General features: G+C 67.8%; 20 protein-coding genes and 1 pseudogene. 9 read left to right on the top strand and 12 right to left on the bottom strand.

Features of this window, described 5'->3' with window-relative positions:
- The first annotated feature begins 3 nt into the window (after positions 1-3).
- Entirely contained in the window at positions 4-276 is a 273-nt protein-coding gene (locus HEP85_RS37430; RefSeq protein WP_282189874.1) for an ATP-binding protein, read from the top strand.
- A gap of 155 nt (positions 277-431) precedes the next feature.
- Here HEP85_RS37430 and HEP85_RS37425 read toward each other — a convergent pair whose 3' ends face one another.
- Positions 432-770, bottom strand: a complete 339-nt coding sequence (locus HEP85_RS37425; protein ID WP_168531867.1) for a MerR family transcriptional regulator — start codon at positions 768-770, stop codon at positions 432-434.
- A gap of 1,210 nt (positions 771-1,980) precedes the next feature.
- Between HEP85_RS37425 and HEP85_RS37420 the strand changes: the two genes are divergently transcribed.
- Positions 1,981-3,219: a PP2C family protein-serine/threonine phosphatase gene (locus tag HEP85_RS37420; protein ID WP_168531866.1), complete on the top strand. Its 1,239-nt coding sequence runs from the start codon at positions 1,981-1,983 to the stop codon at positions 3,217-3,219.
- Positions 3,220-3,387: 168 nt separating this feature from the next.
- Here HEP85_RS37420 and HEP85_RS37415 read toward each other — a convergent pair whose 3' ends face one another.
- Entirely contained in the window at positions 3,388-4,173 is a 786-nt protein-coding gene (locus tag HEP85_RS37415; RefSeq protein ID WP_248002255.1) for a hemolysin III family protein, read from the bottom strand.
- A gap of 263 nt (positions 4,174-4,436) precedes the next feature.
- On the opposite strand from HEP85_RS37415, the gene HEP85_RS37410 reads away from it, so the two are divergent.
- Complete coding sequence (locus HEP85_RS37410; RefSeq protein ID WP_211118133.1) at positions 4,437-4,997, top strand: hypothetical protein; 561 nt, start codon at positions 4,437-4,439, stop codon at positions 4,995-4,997.
- 624 nt (positions 4,998-5,621) lie between these two features.
- On the opposite strand, the gene HEP85_RS37405 is transcribed toward HEP85_RS37410, so the two are convergent.
- The 3 genes from HEP85_RS37405 to HEP85_RS37395 form a co-directional block, all read right to left on the bottom strand.
- Positions 5,622-6,113, bottom strand: coding sequence for a transposase (locus HEP85_RS37405; protein ID WP_248002254.1), 492 nt, complete (start codon positions 6,111-6,113; stop codon positions 5,622-5,624).
- Positions 6,110-6,379: a transposase gene (locus HEP85_RS37400; RefSeq protein WP_248002253.1), complete on the bottom strand. Its 270-nt coding sequence runs from the start codon at positions 6,377-6,379 to the stop codon at positions 6,110-6,112. Before HEP85_RS37400 ends, HEP85_RS37405 begins: the two co-directional genes overlap by 4 nt.
- A 292-nt stretch (positions 6,380-6,671) precedes the next feature.
- On the bottom strand, positions 6,672-7,259 hold the full coding sequence (locus HEP85_RS37395) for a MarR family transcriptional regulator (RefSeq protein WP_248002252.1): 588 nt from the start codon (positions 7,257-7,259) through the stop codon (positions 6,672-6,674).
- Positions 7,260-7,451: 192 nt separating this feature from the next.
- Between HEP85_RS37395 and HEP85_RS37390 the strand changes: the two genes are divergently transcribed.
- The gene (locus HEP85_RS37390) at positions 7,452-7,811 is read left to right on the top strand and encodes a hypothetical protein (RefSeq protein WP_168531864.1); all 360 of its coding nucleotides are present in this window, start codon (positions 7,452-7,454) and stop codon (positions 7,809-7,811) included.
- Positions 7,812-7,920: 109 nt separating this feature from the next.
- On the opposite strand, the gene HEP85_RS37385 is transcribed toward HEP85_RS37390, so the two are convergent.
- The 4 genes and pseudogenes from HEP85_RS37385 to HEP85_RS37370 form a co-directional block, all read right to left on the bottom strand.
- A complete protein-coding gene (locus HEP85_RS37385) occupies positions 7,921-8,229 on the bottom strand; it encodes an SCO5918 family protein (protein WP_168531863.1) in 309 nt (102 codons plus the stop codon).
- Positions 8,230-8,278: 49 nt separating this feature from the next.
- A complete protein-coding gene (locus tag HEP85_RS37380; RefSeq protein WP_168531862.1) occupies positions 8,279-8,683 on the bottom strand; it encodes a CBS domain-containing protein in 405 nt (134 codons plus the stop codon).
- Positions 8,684-8,729: 46 nt separating this feature from the next.
- A pseudogene (locus tag HEP85_RS37375) lies at positions 8,730-10,201 on the bottom strand (DEAD/DEAH box helicase).
- 324 nt (positions 10,202-10,525) lie between these two features.
- Positions 10,526-10,729 carry a cold-shock protein gene (locus HEP85_RS37370; RefSeq protein WP_067385816.1) on the bottom strand — a complete coding sequence of 68 codons (204 nt, stop codon included), beginning with the start codon at positions 10,727-10,729 and terminating at the stop codon, positions 10,526-10,528.
- 1,098 nt (positions 10,730-11,827) lie between these two features.
- Here HEP85_RS37370 and HEP85_RS37365 point away from each other — a divergent pair.
- Positions 11,828-12,667, top strand: a complete 840-nt coding sequence (locus tag HEP85_RS37365; RefSeq protein WP_168531861.1) for an RNA polymerase sigma factor SigF — start codon at positions 11,828-11,830, stop codon at positions 12,665-12,667.
- Positions 12,668-13,202: 535 nt separating this feature from the next.
- Here HEP85_RS37365 and HEP85_RS37360 read toward each other — a convergent pair.
- On the bottom strand, positions 13,203-13,349 hold the full coding sequence (locus HEP85_RS37360) for a hypothetical protein (protein WP_168531860.1): 147 nt from the start codon (positions 13,347-13,349) through the stop codon (positions 13,203-13,205).
- Between the two features lie 263 nt (positions 13,350-13,612).
- Positions 13,613-14,269 carry a type III effector protein gene (locus HEP85_RS37355; protein ID WP_168531859.1) on the bottom strand — a complete coding sequence of 219 codons (657 nt, stop codon included), beginning with the start codon at positions 14,267-14,269 and terminating at the stop codon, positions 13,613-13,615.
- 126 nt (positions 14,270-14,395) lie between these two features.
- Between HEP85_RS37355 and HEP85_RS37350 the strand changes: the two genes are divergently transcribed.
- From HEP85_RS37350 to HEP85_RS37340, 3 genes are all read left to right on the top strand, one after another.
- Positions 14,396-14,830: an Hsp20/alpha crystallin family protein gene (locus HEP85_RS37350; protein WP_168531858.1), complete on the top strand. Its 435-nt coding sequence runs from the start codon at positions 14,396-14,398 to the stop codon at positions 14,828-14,830.
- A 114-nt stretch (positions 14,831-14,944) separates the two neighbouring features.
- A complete protein-coding gene (locus HEP85_RS37345) occupies positions 14,945-15,334 on the top strand; it encodes a DUF2267 domain-containing protein (protein WP_168531857.1) in 390 nt (129 codons plus the stop codon).
- 112 nt (positions 15,335-15,446) lie between these two features.
- A complete protein-coding gene (locus HEP85_RS37340) occupies positions 15,447-15,881 on the top strand; it encodes a DUF2267 domain-containing protein (RefSeq protein WP_168531856.1) in 435 nt (144 codons plus the stop codon).
- Positions 15,882-16,210: 329 nt separating this feature from the next.
- Here the strand turns inward: HEP85_RS37340 and HEP85_RS37335 are convergent, their stop codons facing one another.
- On the bottom strand, positions 16,211-16,549 hold the full coding sequence (locus tag HEP85_RS37335) for a MerR family transcriptional regulator (RefSeq protein ID WP_168531855.1): 339 nt from the start codon (positions 16,547-16,549) through the stop codon (positions 16,211-16,213).
- 999 nt (positions 16,550-17,548) lie between these two features.
- Here HEP85_RS37335 and HEP85_RS37330 point away from each other — a divergent pair.
- Positions 17,549-18,289 carry a DUF6292 family protein gene (locus tag HEP85_RS37330; protein ID WP_168531854.1) on the top strand — a complete coding sequence of 247 codons (741 nt, stop codon included), beginning with the start codon at positions 17,549-17,551 and terminating at the stop codon, positions 18,287-18,289.
- The last annotated feature ends 18 nt before the right edge of the window (positions 18,290-18,307 follow it).

Here is an 18,307-nt window from a genome sequence, read left to right as displayed (position 1 = left end):
CACGTGAGCTCCACCGCCATCACCACGGCGACGAAGGACGGCCTGCCGTCCATGATCGCCTACCTGACCCGGGTCCTGAAGACCTCGAGGATCGGGGCCTGCTGGGAGGACCTGGCCGCCCAGGCCCGCGATGAGAACTGGTCCCACGAGGATTATCTGGCGGCCCTGCTGCAGCGGCAGGTCGCCGACCGGGAGTCAAAGGGCACCGTGATGCGGATCCGCACCGCCCACTTTCCTCAGGTCAAGACCCTGGAGGACTTCAACGCACGAATCTGATCCATTTCGGGCCCTTAAACCCGTGTGGGCGTGTTGGCCGCGGCCGTTGCGGTGCAGGCTGGTCGGGAGGGGCCGCCCGGAACGCTGTACGCCCCGGGCAGTCCGAGATGAGTCCAGGCAGCGACTTCTGGATGAGCCCGCAGTTCTTGGCCTTCTCAGGCCGCACTCGCCGGATTCGCCGATCCGGCGACTCGAAGGTATTCGGCGTTGATGCGCTGTGCTTCTTCGAGCTGGTCCTCGAGGATGATGATGCGGCAGGCGGCCTCGATCGGTGTGCCCTGGTCGACGAGTTCCCGGGCGCGGGCGGCGATGCGCAGCTGGTAGCGGGAGTAGCGGCGGTGGCCGCCCGCGGAGCGCAGCGGTGTGATCAGGCGGGCTTCGCCGAGGGCGCGCAGGAAGCCCTGGGTGGTGCCGAGCATCTCGGCGGCCCGGCCCATCGTGTAGGCGGGGAAGTTGTCGTCGTCGAGCCGGCCGAACGAGTCGTCTGCTGTCATTGCACCTCTCTGTGGAACGCGTGGAGGGGCCCTGGCGCTCGTCGCGCCAGGGCCCCGAAGGAACTGCTACACCATCTGCCGGCCCTGGTACTGCGCCGGCCTTCTGTGTCCGCACGCCCGCCCGGAAGAGGACGGGGAATGCGGGGATCGCGGTTGCTCGACCGGAGACCACCTCACTATCGATGTCCTGCGGTACCCGGGCTCAGCAATTCCGCCCGGGCGATCCTGATGGCGCTCGGCCCCTCCGTTCTTTCCCTCTGGGATCAACTAACTGCTGGTACTGCTGTACTGCGTACTGCTGGTGATGCGACCTGCTCGGTGACCTGTGACAGCGTCACTCTTCGGCAGCCAGCCCCGTCGCCCGTCCTGCGACTACTGCTCTGGCTTAGAACCCCACTACCGAACCTCCCGGTGCGCGCGCCCGCAGCCGACGCCTTCACCGAGGAACCACTTGCTGACTCCACTGCTGAGTACTGCGAACTGCTCTAACGAGTAATGCACTTGCTTCAATTGCGGTCCTGCTCACGGCGGCCCCTGATCACTGCGGGCCACCCGGTGCGGTCGTCAGCCCCGTCGCCGTCCTGCAACAACCCTGGCTTCGGAACTCCACCACCGCACCGTCCTACACATTCCAACTGCGTGCACTGCTGCCCGGCAGTTCGTGTCTGCCAGGCCCTGCTGATCTCGGCTACGAGAGAAACCATAGCCAGGCGATCTCCCAATGTCTACTCCAGCCAGCATAGATTTTTGTGGGTCCAACCGGGAGGTAGTCGCCCTCGGCGGCGACGGAGGCTGACACCCGTCACAGCCAGCGTGAGCGGGCGAAAGGCCAGGGGCATGTGCAGCGGGCAGGAAAGTGCCGTCGCGCGATCAAAGGCCCTGGGGACCCTAACGAAGATCGTCAATGCCTCAACCACCCGCTCACCTGCCGGCCGGTGAGGATCTCGGCAGGCGGGCCTGCACGTGTCGCACGGACGGGGCGTACGGCCGCGGAGTCCGGGGCGGACATTGACGACTATTCAGGGGCTTTGTGGTGCAATGACACTTGCCCGGCACCGGGTCCTGACGCCGCCCCTCGCCCACTCGGCTAGAGCCCTGAGCGTTGGCGGGCAGTAAAGAGCAGGGAGTCACCGTGACCGTATGCGGGCCTGACGAAGAAGGCAGGCCGACCCCTCGTCTTCCCGACAGCAGGGGTGGGCGGGGCAGCGCGATGACTTTGGCGGGGGCGCTGGCGGCGGCGGAGGCCGCGGCGCCGGTGGAGTCCCTTGACGTGGTCGCTCGGATACTCAAGGAGCACCTCGGGGCCGCTTCGGTGTCGTTCCTGATCACCGACTTCACCGGCGGCTCGGTCGTACGGCTGGGGGCGGCGGGCAGCGTCGAGACCGACGAGCCCGCGCGGCGCATCACGCTGCGGGGAACCCTCTACGACGACGTGATCCGCACCCAGCGGCCGAGCGTGGAGGACATGGGCGAGGGCGGTCTGGTGCGGCTCGTCGCCCCGGTGACCAACCGCGGGGACGCCATCGGGCTCCTGGAACTGTTCCTGCCCGCGGCACCGGACGCGGAGGCGATGCAAGAGGTCAGCGAGACCGCGCACGCCCTGGCGTACATCGTCATCGCGAACCGGTCCTTCACCGACGTGTACCAGTGGGGGCGCCGCACCGCCCCCTTGAGCCTGGCCGCCGAGATCCAGCACCGGCTGCTCCCGGCGTCGTTGGCGTGTGAGGCGGCGCAGTTCGCGGTGGCCGGGGCGCTGGAGCCGGCCGACCACGTCGGGGGCGACACCTTCGACTACGTGGTCGACCGGGACACGGTCCAGCTCTCCGTCACCGATGCCATGGGCCACGATGTCGATGCCGCGTTGCTCGCAACTCTCCTGGTGGGTGCCCTGCGCCGGGCACGGCGGGCCGGCGCCAACCTCGCCGAACAGGGCCGTCAGGCCGATCAGGCCGTGCACGAGCACGGCCGCCAGGGCTACGTCACCGGGCAGCTCCTGCGGATCAGCCTGCGCGACGGTACCACCGAGTTCGTCAACGCCGGGCACCCCTGGCCGCTGAGGATGCGGGACGGACAGGTGCAGGAGATCACTCCGAAGGTCGACATGCCGTTCGGCTTCCACGCACCGCGCAGCTACCGGGTCCAGTCGCTGGACCTGCGGCCGGGCGACCGGCTGGTGATGCTGACCGACGGCATGCTGGACCGCAACGCCCACACCCTTGATCTGCCGGACCTGATCGTCCGCACTCGCGCGCTGCATCCCCGCGAGGCCGCCCGCGCCCTCATCGCCGCGGTCGTCGAGGCCAACCACGGTCACTTGCAGGACGACGCGACCGTCATGTGCCTGGACTGGCACGGCATCGGCCACTCCCATCGGGACGCCGACACCGGCGCCGACCTTGCCGACGCCTCCGCCCCCTCACCTCCGGAGGGGACTACCTGCGGAGAATGACCCGAGACCGCTCCGCTACCCCGCTTCGGCTGGGCCCGTGTAGGCAGGCGAAGCGGAGGAGCGGACGGCTCTCGCGTGCAGTGTGATGCCTCGGCTGCCGTCCGACCCGTCGCGCCCTGGCACGCAGCAACGTGCGTGCCCGGCGGCGCGGGCCATACGTTGTCGCGGTCAGTAGACGGCGAGGGAGATGGCGATGTAGTGCGCCGTGAAGGCAGCCACGGTCAGGGCGTGGAACACCTCGTGGAAGCCGAACCACCGCGGCGAGGGGTCGGGGCGCTGCAGACCATAGACGACCGCGCCCGCACTGTAGAGAAGACCGCCGGCCACCACCAGGGCGAGTACGGCCACTCCGCCGGTGTGCAGGAAGTCGGGCAGGTAGCGCACCGGTGCCCATCCCAGGGCGAGGTAGCACGGGGTGTAGAGCCAGCGCGGGGCTCCGACCCACAGGACCCGGAAGGCGATGCCGGCCAATGCGCCCGCCCACACGATCCACAGCAGCACGGACCGCCGGCTGGGCGGGAGAAGGACCACCGCAAGGGGCGTGCAGGTACCGGCGATGATCAGGAAGATGTTGGCGTGGTCGAGACGCCGCAGGATCGCCTCGCCGCGCGGCCCCCAGGTGCCACGGTGGTAGATGGCGCTCGTGGCGAACAGCAGCCAGGCGGTGACCGAGTACACGGCGCAGGCCACGGCTGCCCGCGGGGTGCGGGCCAGGCAGATGAGCACGATGCCGGCGATCAGTGAGGCGGGAACCATTCCTGCATGGAGCCAGCCCCGCAGCCTCGGCTTGATCGGTTCGGCCAAGTCGGCCGCCCGCTCCACCAGAGCGGCAACCGAATGCGCGCCCTCCCCTGCATCGTCACCGTGTGATGCGCAGGGCTGCCCGTCTTCATGGTGTTCTCCACGCACTGCGGCGGCGTACGTGCATTCGGCTTCCGCAGCTTCGTGCGACACGGCTTCTCGTCCTCCCTCGGACTCCCGGGCATCACCGGTGATCATGCGGCCATGTTAAAAGACCGCACCCGGACAGTTTTCCGCAAGGTCGGTCTCAAGCAGGCAGGCCGCGTCGGCAGAAATGGGCCACTTCGCCGTCGCGTGAACTCCGGCCCGTTACTGCTGGCGCCCATTGACCCCGAAGCGGAGTAGATCAGCTCCCCATGGGAACGATGAGAGCTCCCGAGCGGGTATCTCCGCTCCCCTGCGCGCAAGGATCGCCGATGCTTCCTGAGGTCCGCCCCCACCTGTCCGACCCCCTCGCCGACCAGTTGGAACACCACCTGGGTCTGGCTCGGCAACGGGAAGCCGGCGATCTCGATGTGCAGTGCGTCGCCGGCATCGCCGTCGTCGCAGCTGCCCACTCCGACGGGTATGCGGCCACCGGCCATCTCCTGGGGTTGCTGGCCGCGCTGCCTGCCCCCACCGAGATGGGAGAACGCTTCTGGTCAGAGCTGTGGAGGTCTTCGGGCACCGCGTACCTCCTGCCCGCCAACATCAAGGCTTCGGTGCTGCGTTCCCTGGCGGGAGAAGGAATTGAGCTGGCCCGACACATCCTGTCGGCTGTCGATGAGATGACCCCGCCCCAGCGCGTCGCAGCCGGGGAGGTAATCGGTCAGGCCCTCGCCGAGTCCGACCATTTTCCCGACCTCAAGACACAGGTCATCGGAGAACTATGGCTCCGTGACCTCGAACTCACCGCCTGGCGCGTCCTGCACGCAGACCGCAGGTTCGACGATCCGACAGGACGCAAAGCATTCCTCGACGCCTGGAGCAGGGCCTGAGAGGCTGTTGCCTTTCCGGGCTTGAGGACTGCGTTTCCGCTGGTCGGACATGGGATCGGTGATCCCGTGGGAGTTGTGGCCTGTCGTGCTGTCGCTGCCCGGGAGGTCGTGGATGCCGTCGGTGGTTGGGCTATTGGAACAGCGTGAGCTGGGTGCTCGTCGTCGTGATAACGAGCTGCGGGAAGAAGCCGACCGTGTCCAGGCCGAGTTGGCCGTGGCCGAGCGGGAATGGAAAGAGTGGGCCATCGCCTGCTCACGGGTCGGCGAGGTGCTGGCCCCCGTGGATGAGAGCGGGCAGGACCCCACCCGAGCCGAGGGGACCGCGCCGGCCGCCGGGGAGCAGACCGGAAAGATGCCGCAGCTGCCGGAGGCAAGACGAAGTCGCAGGTTCCGATGTGGCCTGTGGGGCTGCCCTGGTCGGTGCTGTCAGTGGACTACCAGCGCATCCTGCAGGCGCTCGCGGACCGGGCCCGTCTCCATCAAGGACCGCTGACCTGCCAGGAGATGGCTGCGGCGTTTGGCATGGCCGTGGTGCCGGCACGGGTGGACGCATTGCGGTCGAAGGCGAAACGCCTGGTCGCGCGGGGCTGGTTGGCCGAGCAGCAGCCCCGGGCCGCTTTACCCTCACCCAGAGTGTGACCGGGCAAGGCGGCGCGTCATGAACAGGATCATCGACCAGTAGACCATCGCTTCGGCGCTGGTGGTGCGGCGCTCGAAGTCGCGCACCAGGCGGCGGGTGCGCATCAGGTGGGCGAAGAACCGCTCGACGATCCACCGCTTGTGCAGCACCACGAACCCCTTCTGGCCGTCGCTGCGTTTGACGATCGCCAGCACCAGCGCGAACACGGCCAGGCAGAACTCGATCAGACTACCGGTGTAGCCGCCGTCGGCCCAGATCAGGGCGAGCCGGTGGTGCGCGCAGGTCACCTGCCCGAGCAGGACCCGTGCGGCGACGCGATCGCCGGTGTCCGCGGCGGTGACCATCACACCCAGCAGCAGGCCGAGCGTGTCGACCACGACGTGCCGCTTGCGCCCGTTGACCAGCTTCCCGCCGTCGAACCCACGGCTTTCGGAGCCGGCGACGGCGTCCGCCTTGACCGACTGCGAGTCGATCACCCGGCCGTCGGCTCCGCGTCGCGGCCCAGCTTCTCGCGGACCCTGGCGCGCAGTCGGTCGTGGAACTCCCTGACCAGCACGTGGTCACGCCAGCGGCGGAAAAACGCGTATACCCGGTCCCATGGCGGGAAGTCCACCGGCATCGCCCACCACTTGATGCCATTGTCGACGAGATAGCGGATCGCATCGAGTATCGCGCCGTGGCAGTACGCCTCCGGCTGCCCACCCCGGCCGCGCATCCAGCCCGGCAGCAGCGGCCGCACCACCGCCCACTCCGCGTCCGCATATCCGAGGGATACCGCCGAACACGTTCCGGATGATCGGCTGCATTTCCGAGCCGGTGAGCAACACAATCACACGGCGGTGCAGCCGAGTTGAACTCCACCGGCGCAAGCACGTACAACTGCGGCAACAGGGTCTCCTGGATCTCGGTTGGCTTCGCAACCCTGAGCTACCGAGAGGCCCTGCCTTCATGCCCGTGACCAGCCGCGCTCACCCGATCGAGACTCCCGTTCGATGCACACGCCTCAAGATCGCAACGACAACAGCCACTGAGCTTCAGCGCTTGCCGTCGTGTCGGGTGAAGAGTTCCAGCAGCGCCCGGACGGGCAGGTGCGCCTCGGTTGGATGACGGAGGGTGCCGTCCGGGCAGACGTTGTAGCGCGTGCGCCGTCCGGCGCGCTCCCGGCGCAGGTAGCCGGCCTGTTCAAGGCCGGTGACGATGTTCTGAGCGGTGCGTTCGGTGATGTGGCAGGCCGCGGCGATGTCCCGCAGGCGGAGGGCAGGATCGCGGGCGACGACGATCAGTACGCGGGCGTAGCCGCTGAGGAAGCTCCACTTCCCGGTTTGTTCGATCACCATCTGCTCCGTTCTTCGATGTTGCCCAGCTGCGAACGTCCGCAGGGAATTCGGTTTCATCACCATCAGTGGCAGGCCGCGGATGTCGACCACTCGACCACGGTGGCGGCGGTTGATTGCCAGGGTCGGAGCCGTGAGAGTCCTTCCCACGGTCGAAGCCGCTATGCCTGCCTGCAAGTCACTGACCGTGCCCACCGCCCTGGCTCCTTTGCCCACCTGGCGGCGGATCCGTCCGGTCAGCACCTCCCGGATCTCTCTGACGACACCGGCCGCCGCCCAGCTGGCCATGAACCCCCGGACCGTCCGCCATCGGCACGCCCGATCTGAACGGCTGCAGCTTCGGCTGACCCGTGTTTGATCGCCTCGCCCACGCCACCGCTGTCACCGCCGGCCCTCATACGCCCGTACCGTGAAACGCCCGCCTCCCCCGCTGTCTCCGCCGCTCAGAGAGCTGGATGGCAAGTAAATATAATCTGCCTCATGTCGAAGCCTGACGAGCTGCTCGTTGACGTCGCCGCCTTGGTGGAGTCCGGGCAGAGCAACCAGATGTCCCTGACCGTGGTCACCGGTGGTGCTGTCATCACCGGTCGGCTGGCTCCCGAAGCAGTGTGGCGGCAGAGGGTGTCGGACGTGCTGACGGATTCCGCCCGCTTGGGAGAGTTCTCCGCCGTCTTCGACACCCCTACGATGAAAGACGGGCCGCCCACGCATCTGCACTTCCATGTCGCCCGGATCCTGCAGGGCACGGTGGGGATCCCGGAGACGGGCGGGATGTACCGGGTGGCGATCGATGACGTCAGCGCCTGGTCCATGGGCGACTTCAGCTATTCCGACCACTGAGCAACCACTGCGACCGGAACCCCGTTGCAAGCAGTGTGGGCCCGACCGGCACGTGCCGGTCGGGCCCACACTGCTGTTCAGGCGTCGGCTTCGTGCCTGTTTCCCTCGGTCAGACGGACACGGGAGTGCCGAGCATCGCGGAAGCTTGCTGGAGCGAGCTGAGGATGCGTACGGGTGCGGCCTCGGGGAGAGTGCGGCAGGTGAAGCCGAGCCGAGCCATGGCCCGGAGGACTTCGCCGGCGCTGAAATCACGGCGGTCCTGGCGGGTGATGACCTGGCCGACCTGCTTGACGGGGTAGTGGCGGCGGCCGATGATCACGGTTTCGCCGGCGACCGGTTCGGGCTTGATGCCCCTCATCGATTCCAGTACGCCGTTCTTGGTGAGCTCGAAGGGGAAGCGGGCGATGACGCAGCGCATGTGGCCTCACAGGGAGAAGGGGAGAACGATCCGACCAGGGCGAGGCGGCTCAGCGGGAGAGGGCGAGGACGCCCAGGGCGTTGCCTTGCCCGTCGACCACCGGCAGGGCAACGACCCGGCGGGAGCGCATCGCGTGCTCGGCTTCGGCCATCGTGGTCACGGGTGAGGCGATCGACCCGTGGTCGCCGAGGAGGTCGCGCAGGCGGACGCGGTCCGTGTAGGCGGAGCCTTCGCGGATGGCGGTGAGTTCGGTCCGGGTGACCAGGCCGGTGCACTGGCCGTCCTGGTCGCAGACGACCAGCCGGTCAGTGCGGGCGGCGGCCATGACGGACAGCGCAACCTCGACGCTCATGTCGTCACAGACCTGTGGTCCGGCCGCGTCCATGACCTCAGCCACCGTCTTGTGCACGGGGCCGGCGCTCGCCGGGCGGGGCTGCATCTGAACCAGCGTCACAAGGTGCCTCCTGCAGAGATGGGTCAGCTTCCTGATCACGAAGGTTCTAGGCCGCCGCGTCGAAGACGGTCTGGGGTACGGGCGCGCGCCGGGTTGTCGAAGAGGGGCGGCGCCGGCCTCGGGAGGTGGCGCTGCGCTTGGGGCGTTCGGACACCGGTGCGGTGATGACGACCGGGATGCCGGAGGGGGCCTGGGCGCCGGTGATCCGGTGCAGGGCCTCGTCGCCCGAGTGGATCTGGGTGGTCTGCGGCCGGATCCCGGCGTCCGACATGAGGCGGACCATGTCGCGGCGCTGGTTCGGTGTGACGAGGGTGACGACGCTGCCGGACTCGCCGGCGCGGGCGGTGCGGCCGCCGCGGTGGAGGTAGTCCTTGTGGTCGGTCGGCGGGTCGACGTTGACGACGAGGTCGAGGTTGTCGACGTGGATGCCGCGCGCCGCGACGTTGGTCGCTACCAGCACGCTGACGTGCCCCGTCTTGAACTGCGCCAGGGTGCGGGTGCGCTGCGGCTGGGACTTGCCGCCGTGCAGCGCGGCGGCGCGTACCCCGCTGTTGAGGAGGTCCTGGGTCAGCCGGTCGACGGCGTGCTTGGTGTCCAGGAACATGATCACCCGACCGTCGCGGGCGGCGATCTCGGTCGTGGCGGCGTGCTTGTCGGCGCCGTGGACGTGCAGGACGTGGTGCTCCATCGTCGTGACCGCACCGGCCGAGGGGTCGACCGAGTGCACGACGGGGTCGGTCAGATAGCGGCGCACCAGCAGGTCGACGTTGCGGTCCAAGGTGGCGGAGAACAGCATCCGCTGCCCTCCGGACGCACCTGGTCGAGCAGCGCGGTGACCTGCGGCATGAATCCCATGTCGGCCATCTGGTCGGCCTCGTCCAGCACCGTGACGCCCACCTGGTTCAGCCGGCAGTCGCCACGGTCGATGAGGTCCTTGAGCCGGCCAGGGGTCGCGACGACGATCTCGGCTCCGCCTCGCAGCGCGCCGGCCTGCTTGCCGATCGACATCCCACCCACCACCGTGGCCAGCCGCAGCCTGACGGAGCGGGCGTACGGAGTGAGCGCGTCGGTCACCTGCTGCGCCAGCTCACGCGTCGGTACGAGGATCAGCCCCAGCGGCTGGCGGGGCTCAGCACGCTGTCCCGCGGTGCGGGCGAGCAGGGCGAGGCCGAAGGCGAGGGTCTTGCCGGAACCGGTACGTCCGCGGCCCAGGACGTCGCGGCCCGCCAGGGTGTTCGGCAGCGTCGCACCCTGGATCGGGAACGGCGCGGTCACGCCCTGCCTGCCGAGTTCGGCCAGCAGCTGCTCGGGCATGGAGAGATCGGCGAAGCCCTCAACTGCGGGCAGGGCGGGGGTGATCGTCTTGGGGAGCGCGAACTCACCCTGCACAGCGGGCCGGCGGCCGTATCCGCTGGAACGGCGCACTGCCGGTGAGCCGAAGCGGCTGCCGCCCCTTCCCGCGTCGGCACTGCCATTCCGGGTACGGGGAGAGCGGTCGTTCGTACGTGTGCGGTTCATGCGGAACCTTCCTCGATGCGGCGCATATCAAGGAATTCCCGCAAGCGATGAGCAGCACGGAATTACAAGTATGGACCGATGTCAAAGCAAATCCAGCCGACGGCAATCCGGGGCTGGCGTAAATGCTGAAATGAGTGACGCAGTGCGGACGTGAAACCCGGGCGTCAACTGCGGTGTAGCTCTCCAGGATGCGCCTGCATCGTGCAGGAGGAGCCGCACCAGATTGCGGATCCCTCCGAGCGGTCCCGCAGGTGAAACCACTGCGGAAAATGCGTGCAGCTGGGGCCCGCACCCCGAAGGATGCGGGCCCCAGCTACAAGTTTGTCAGGCCGGAACGATGTTCTCGGCCGTCAGGCCCTTCTGGCCCTGCGCGATGTCGAAGTTCACCTTCTGGCCTTCGAGCAGCTCACGGAAGCCCTGGGCGGCGATGTTCGAGAAGTGGGCGAACACGTCAGCGCCGCCACCGTCCTGCTCGATGAAGCCGAAACCCTTTTCGGCGTTGAACCACTTCACGGTACCAGCAGCCATGTCATGTCTCCTTTGGGGCAGTACACCGACGTCCGCAATGTGCGAGCACCGTGTCGCCGCGATGATTACCCCACCGGAAAATGACCGGAAATACAAAAGCGCTCTCCCGGCAAGAGCCGGGTGGGAGCACTTGAAGTTTCGGGAACCACAACTGCAACTGAGATGGACAGTAGCACGCCGCAACGGCCCGCGTCGGTTAAGTAATTCCACTCCACTCGTTGCGACAAAAACTCTCGCCGCATCGTCCGTCAAACTCTCACGGCGTGGTCCGTCAAACTCTCACCTCAAGAACACAGATATTGACTCACTCGCGGTGCAACGTTCCAGAAAACGGAACACACCAGGGCCGCCAGGGCGCTATGACGTGCACGGCTGTCCGCAGGATCTCACTCAACGGCGACCAAGAGCAGCCAACAGCATGAGGTGGACCCGCGCTGATGCCGTGTCCAGAGCAGTAGTCGAGTTTTCGGTCCGGTGCGGGCACTCCACCGTGGATCGTGTCGGGCAAACTGCGCCCTCCGGCAGTGCCGTGCGCTCAAAGGCTCCGCTTCCCCGGACATGGCAACCTACTTCGGTGTTCGTTCGCCGTCTGCCCGACGGGCGCCGCATTCCTGACGACATGCGGGGAGAGTCCGACCGCTGGCTGGGAGCGAGGCACCTTGTCTGGCCTCAGGAAGTTGGGGCACGACGAAGCGTGGGGTAGCAGGGAAGGACCGTGTCGAGACCAACATTGAACAACCCGCTGAACCGCTGCCGTCAAGACCGCCAGCGGGGTCCTGCCGCCGGCGGACGCTGCCTCGCGTCACGCGGCGGCCAGGCACCGATGGCGCTGGAGTCCATGAAGGCGAGCCCACTAGGTCGGGGACCGTCCGCGACGCACTGGTGCCGTCTACGCGGAGGGCCTGCCGCAGGAGGTCCGAGACGTTCCGACGGGCCCCACTTCTCGTAGCCCGGACCAGCCCCCTGGGCGAAAGCTGGGTGCGCCGGGTCCGCTGTCAAATCACCTGGCATGCATTCGTCGAACTCGGGTACGCCGTCTGTTGCCGCCGCACAAGCGGCCGGTGACGCGCAAGCTGAGTCGCACAGGAGGGGCCTGACATGACAGTGACGAAGACGGCAGAGGCACGGACCGTGGTGCTTCCCGAGATTGCGGACCCGTCGAAGGTCGCCCCCAAGGACGCCCGGCAGTTGTCCAGGCTGTTCTTCGACCAGCTCGCCGTGCTCGAAGAGGGCACACCCGAGTACCAGTACGCGCGCAACACCCTCATCGAGATGAACATGTCCCTCGTTCAGTACGCGGCCGGGCGCTTCCGCAGCCGGGGCCAGGACGAGATGGAGGACATCGTCCAGGTCGGCACGATCGGGCTGATCAAGGCGATCGACCGGTTCGAGCTGTCCCGCGAGGTCGAGTTCACCTCCTTCGCGGTCCCCTACATCGTCGGTGAGATCAAGCGCTTCTTCCGCGACACCTCCTGGGCGGTCCATGTCCCCCGCCGTCTACAGGAAGCCCGTATCCAGCTCGCCAAAGCCACCGAGGAACTCCGCAGCCGGCTGGGGCGCATGCCCACCGTCAGGGAACTCTCGCAGCTGATGTGCCTGAGCGAGGAGGAAGTCAACGAAGCGCGTCTGGCTTCCAACGGCTACAACTCCTCCTCCCTCGACGCCACCATCAGCTCCAGCGAGGACGGCGAAGCGGCGCTGGCCGACTTCATCGGCATCGATGACCGCGCTCTCGAACTCGTCGAGGACTTCAACGCCCTCGCCCCGATGATCGCCGAACTCGATGACCGCGAGCGGCGCATCATCCACATGCGGTTCGTCGAGGAACTCACCCAGGCCCAGATCGGCGAACGCCTCGGCGTCTCCCAGATGCACGTCTCGCGCCTGCTCAATCGCACCCTCGCCAAGCTCCGCGAAGGCATGCTCACCACCAGCTGACCGCAGCGGCCCGCAGCGAACCGGTGGTGTTTCCCTCCCCCCAGGGAGGGAAACACCACCGGTTCGCGTCACGGCGTGTCGGTGAGGGCGCCTTCCTCTACCTTCCCGTGTGGATTTCTCGGCGGACAAATCTGGGTGATCCGTGTACCCGAATGCTGGGTCCGGGCTGAGTCTCGTGGCGTCGGCGCGGGTGGGGAGTCCTCGGGGACAAGGCGGAGCACAGGCTGGTCGAACAGTGCTTGCTGCAGTGCGGCAAGACCTTCGGTCAGTGCGGTGCGCTGGTGGCTGGGCATGCTGTCGAGGGCCTGGAGGAGAAGTTGGTCGCGCCGTTCACAAACCTGGGCCAGGTGCATACGTCCGGCGGGAGCCACGCACAGCATGACTTCGCGGCGGCTGCCGGGGCACGGCCATCGTTCGACCAAGAACGAGGGCCTGGAGGCGGTCGATCAAGCGGCAGACCGATGGCGGCGACGCGCGCCCAGGAGCCGGGTGAGCGCCCGCATGCAGATCCCGCTCTCGCGGTCGGCGATGTACATCACGCGCAGTTGGGAGACAGAGACACACGGAGGCGAGCCGTCGTTGCGGTCTTGTCCCCCATGACGTCGAGGAGTTCGGAGATGCTGCCGGCCTGGCTGGCCGCGGCGCGGACAGGGTCGAAACGGGGGCCGACGCGCTCGGTCATGCGTTTTCCCTCCGCGGCACCTGGTTCCTGATCCGGGTCATGCACGCGTGGTCGGACGGCGCCAGAGTCCGATCCGGCCGGACGAGTCCCTTGGTCGTCGGCATGGCCAACGAGCGTGCCGCGCTCTTTCGTATGACGATATGCCAGCCCTTGGGGTTCGGTCAGAGCGCCGGCTCCTGATGTGTGTGCCTGCCGAACGCGCTTCTCCAGCTCCACGGGTGCCCGAGCAGGGCATCCGTACCACCGTCATACCAGGACGACGTTCAGTCGTGGTCGTCACCGGCCTGGCGCAGTTGGTCGGCGTGGTGGGTGATGGTGGCGATACGGGCTGCGAGGTCGGGGTGGGTGGCCTCGAGGTGTGTGTGGGTGTCTGCGAGTGGATCGATGAGGTGGGCGGCGTCGTTGTCGGCTAGGGCGTTTGCGAGCCGGGCCAGCGGCATGCGGGCACGAGCTGGGAGGTCCGTGAGCGCGGAAACCTGGCCGGCGAGCTGGCGTAGTTCGGCGGCGTTGGCCCGGGCCCAGGTGGTAATCGTGCGGTCGGCGGCCCGACGGTTGCGGGTGGCCTGTACGCGCTGTTCGCCGGTGGTGCCCGGTGTGCCGGGGCGTACACGCAGGTAGCGGCGCTCGGCGGCCTGGCGGCTGGCGACGCCCAGCGGGTGGGCGAGGTCCGCCCAGCTGGAGCCTGCGGCCCGGGCTGCCTCGATCAGTCCAGGTTCCCATCCTGCTAGTTCGTCGCGTAGCTCACGCAAAAGAAGGAGCGCGGCCAAGGCCTGGTCCGCACTGGCCTGTCCGTCCTGGGGGTGCGCTGGAAACTGCGGGTTCTGGGCGGTGCGGACGGCCTCTCTGATCGTGTTCAGGGCTGTCGCGGCGGCAACGAACGAGGCAGCAGCAGGGTCCTGCTGCTGGGGGGAAGCGGTCATGAAGATCCTCTCTGACGTCACCCTTTCGATGACGCCTTCAGTTGTCATCGTTTGGATGACATGTTACAACGGTGTCAGACCAAGCGCATTGGCAGTTCCTGCCAGACCTTTGGAGGTGTTTTCGCGATGTTGATGCGCACTGACCCCTTCCGCGAACTCGACCGTCTCGCTCAGCAGCTGACGGGCGGGGCCGGCACCTGGACGAGGCCCTCGACCATGCCGATGGACGCCTACCGCGAAGGCGAGGAGTACGTGATCGCCCTCGATCTGCCCGGCGTCGCGAAGGACGCGATCGATATCGATGTCGAGCGGAACATGCTCACCGTCAAGGCCGAGCGGCGCCCGGTCGCGAAGGCCGACGACGTACAGCTGGAGCTCTCCGAGCGGCCCCTGGGCGTCTTCTCCCGCCAGCTGGTCCTGGCCGACACCCTGGACACCGAGCGCATCACGGCCGACTACGAAGCAGGGGTACTGACGCTGCGGATCCCCATCGCCGAACGCGCCAAGCCCCGCAAGATCGCAATCGGCCGGGAGTCCGACCGTAAGCAACTCGGCGGCTGAGGAGCCGGTTCCCCAGCCGCGCCCACGGCGGAGGACGGACGTCGATCTGCCTCTCTGGTCCCGTCCTCCGCCCCCGCGTCCGTCACACAACGACGTGAAGAGGCAGTGGTAGCCATGCGATGGGAAGCATTCCTCGACCACGTTCAAGAACGCGGCGAGTACACCACACCCCAGGAAGCCGAACGGGCCGCGCGTACCGTTCTGGCGTTGCTGGGCGCGCATCTGGTGGGCGAGGTCCGGGCCGAGCTGGCCGCCCGGCTCCCGGAGACCTTCGCCCTGGTTCTTCTCAACCCGCTGCAGACAGCCGAACCGCTCCCGCCGGAGCGGTTCCTGCGAGCGACTGCGGCGTGGATCGAGGGAGCCACCGAACAGACCGCGGCCTGGGATGTCAGCGCCGTACTGAGCGTGGCCGCCGACGCGGCGGGCGAGGAACTCACCGGCCGCGTCCTGCTCCAGCTCCCCCCGGGCTACGACCTCCTCTTCGGCCGTCCCGAGCGCGCCTGAACCCAGGAATGCGTCACCCGCTCATCACATCGGCAGGGCCGACCGGCACCCATCCCGCCGGCCCTGCCCACCGTAGAAAACGCCGTCGCACGAGAAAGGCAACCACTCCCCCATGCTTCCGCTGCGTGAACCGGCCACTGCCCGACCGAGCATGACGTTTCGGCAGATGCTTGAAACAATCCGTTACGAAGGCGCATATCCCACCCGGGAGCGGGCCGAGGAAGTCACACGTGGCGTGCTGGAGGCCCTGGGCCGTCAGCTCACCGGCGACGAACGCGTCGACCTCGCCGCCTGCCTCCCCGCTGAGGCCGCCCTCGTCTTCACCAGCCAGATCCCCGACCTCCAACCGCTCACCGGCTGGAGCTTCGTCAAGGACCTCGCCACACACGCAGGTGTCACCCCCGCGGTCGCACGCTGGGACACCGGAGCCGTCCTCGCCGTCGTCGCCCACCTGGCGGGGCCTGGCCTCATGGACCGCATCCTCGGCCAGCTCCCGTCCGGATACGCGCTGCTGTTCGGCCGCGCCGAACTCACCCAGGCCGCCTGACAGTTCCGGGCGGGACCAGCCCCGCACCTACGGTCATCCCATTCACATGACCGTCCGCACAGGGACAACTGCGATGACTGAGGGCGCGGTAGGAACGGGAAGAGACTCTGCCGACGCCGGGGACCTGCCATCGGGCTGCTGTTTCTGCCCGGCCAATGCGCTGTCATGCAGCTGGCGGCCGCGTGAAGGCACCGGGGCATCATGCCCCGCTCACCTTTCCGATGACGCCAGCCATCACAAGAGCGCAGCCGATCAGACGTTGAAACGGGCTGCAGTCGAGGCCGAGCTGAGGACCACACCGAAAGACGGAGTTGCTGGTCCAAAGCGCGTCAGGTTGCGTCCGTCGGGTTCGCTGATCCGGCGGCGCGACGGTACTCGGCATTGATGCGCTGTGCCTCTTCGAGCTGGTCTTCGAGGATGACAATGCGGCAGGCAGCCTCGATGGGGGTTCCCTGGTCGACGAGTTCCCGGGCGCGGGCGGCGATGCGCAGCTGGTAGCGGGAGTAGCGGCGGTGGCCGCCCGCGGAGCGCAGCGGGGTGATCAGGCGGGCTTCGCCGATGGCGCGCAGGAAGCCCTGGGTGGTGCCGAGAATCTCGGCGGCCCGGCCCATCGTGTAGGCGGGGTAGTCGTCGTCATCGAGCCGGCCGAACGAATCGTCTGCTGTCATTGCACCTCTCTACGGAACGCGTCGAGGGGCCCTGGTGCCGTACTGGCACCAGGGCCCCGAAGGAACTTCTACACCATCTGCCGGCCCTGATAATGCGCCGGCCTTCTGTGTCCGCACGCCCGCCCGGGAGAGGACGGGGAATGCGGGGATCGCGGTTGCTCGACCGGAGACCACCTCACTATCGATGTCCTGCGGTACCCGGACTCAACAATCACGCCCGGGCGATCCTGATGGCGCTCGGCCCCTCCGTTCTTCCCTCTGGATCAATCACTACCAAACGGGAACTGCGTACTGCTGTTACTGCGAACTGCTTGCACTGCTGATGGCCTCCTACAGCGCCACTCCGGCAGCCAGCCCCGTCGCCCGTCCTGCATCTGCTCTGGCTTAGAACCCCACTGCCGAACCTCCCGATGCGCGCGCCCGCAGCCGACGCCTTCACCGAGGTACCGCTCACTGACTCCACTGCTGGGTACCGCGTACTTGCCGGTACTGCCACCGCATTACCTGCGGTCCTGCTCACGGCGGCCCCTGATCACTGCGGGCCACCCAGTCCGGTCGTCAGCCCCGTCGCCGTCCTGCAACAACTCTGGCTCCGAAACTCCACCACCGCACCGTCCTGCGCACTACTACCTGGCAGTTCATGTCTGCCGGGTCCTGCTGTCTTCCTGGCTACGAGAGAAACCATAACCAAGCCACAACCCAATGTCTACTCCGGCCACCATAGATTTCCGCATGGCTCGTGAGAAGGTAATCGAGCTCGAACGACACGGCCGCTCCCCGGCGCCGCAGAGGCGCAGCACAGGGAGCAGTGCCGGCCGCGCCGAGTTCAGGTCGCTCCCCTCACCAGCCGCCGCACCCCGCGGACGCGAGCCGGGACGGGCTGCCGCGCGCCGCCCACTGCGCCGGACGCCAATCCGGCCCTGCAGGATCTACGGCGACGTCACCGTCCCATCCCGACAGCGGAGAGAGAGTTCCGTGGCCAGCCAAGTCAGTCCCCAGATGTCAGCTGAGCTTTCTAGGCGGGCGGGCCACTATGCCGCCGCTGTCGCCGAGCGCCTCCTGGAAGCGGACCTGCCGGTGACCGGGATTCAGAGTTGCGGTCCCTGGCGCGACGCGGACGGCAAGTACCTTGATGTCGAGGCCGCCATCTCGTTCACGCAGGCATTCCAGGATCAGCATGGCGGGGGCGACTGCGGGCTGCACTGGGCGGCCACGTCCGGCTGGTGTCTGTACACCGCCGACAAGGAGGACCGGTACCTGTCCGGTGTCCGGTGGCCCGGGTCCGGCCTGCTTCCCGAGCCCCGGATCGTCACGGCCTTCGTCGACGCTTTCCGTCTCGACCCGGCCGGGGCAGGCACCAGCGAACAGCCCTCCTACCGTCAGGAGGGCCACGACATCCCCACGCTGCTGGACAGACTGGCCCCCTACCTTCCCGCCCAGCCCTACCTGTTCGAGGAACCCCAGATCCGCTTCGCCGACCTGCACAGACGCGCCTACGAGAACCGCGTGCGCCGGGCACTGGTCTCCCGCGCCTCCGACCCCCTGACCCACCTCTACCTCCGCCAGGGCGAGCTCACAGCCCTTTTGCACCTGCTCGAGTCCACCGAAAGTAGCAACCCCAGCGCCCTCAACAGGCTGCTGGCGGCCGACCTCGGCGCCCGCGCAGGCCGGCCCCCCGAAGCCGCGGAGACCCACAAGGGAGCCCTCCAGGAAGCGAACCACCGCCGACAAACACCTTGAGAGAGGCGGAGCGCAGTG

This window comes from Streptomyces sp. RPA4-2, from assembly GCF_012273515.2.
In the GTDB taxonomy this organism is placed as follows: Bacteria; Actinomycetota; Actinomycetes; order Streptomycetales; family Streptomycetaceae; genus Streptomyces; species Streptomyces kaempferi.
This window is presented reverse-complemented; position numbering and strand designations above follow the sequence as displayed.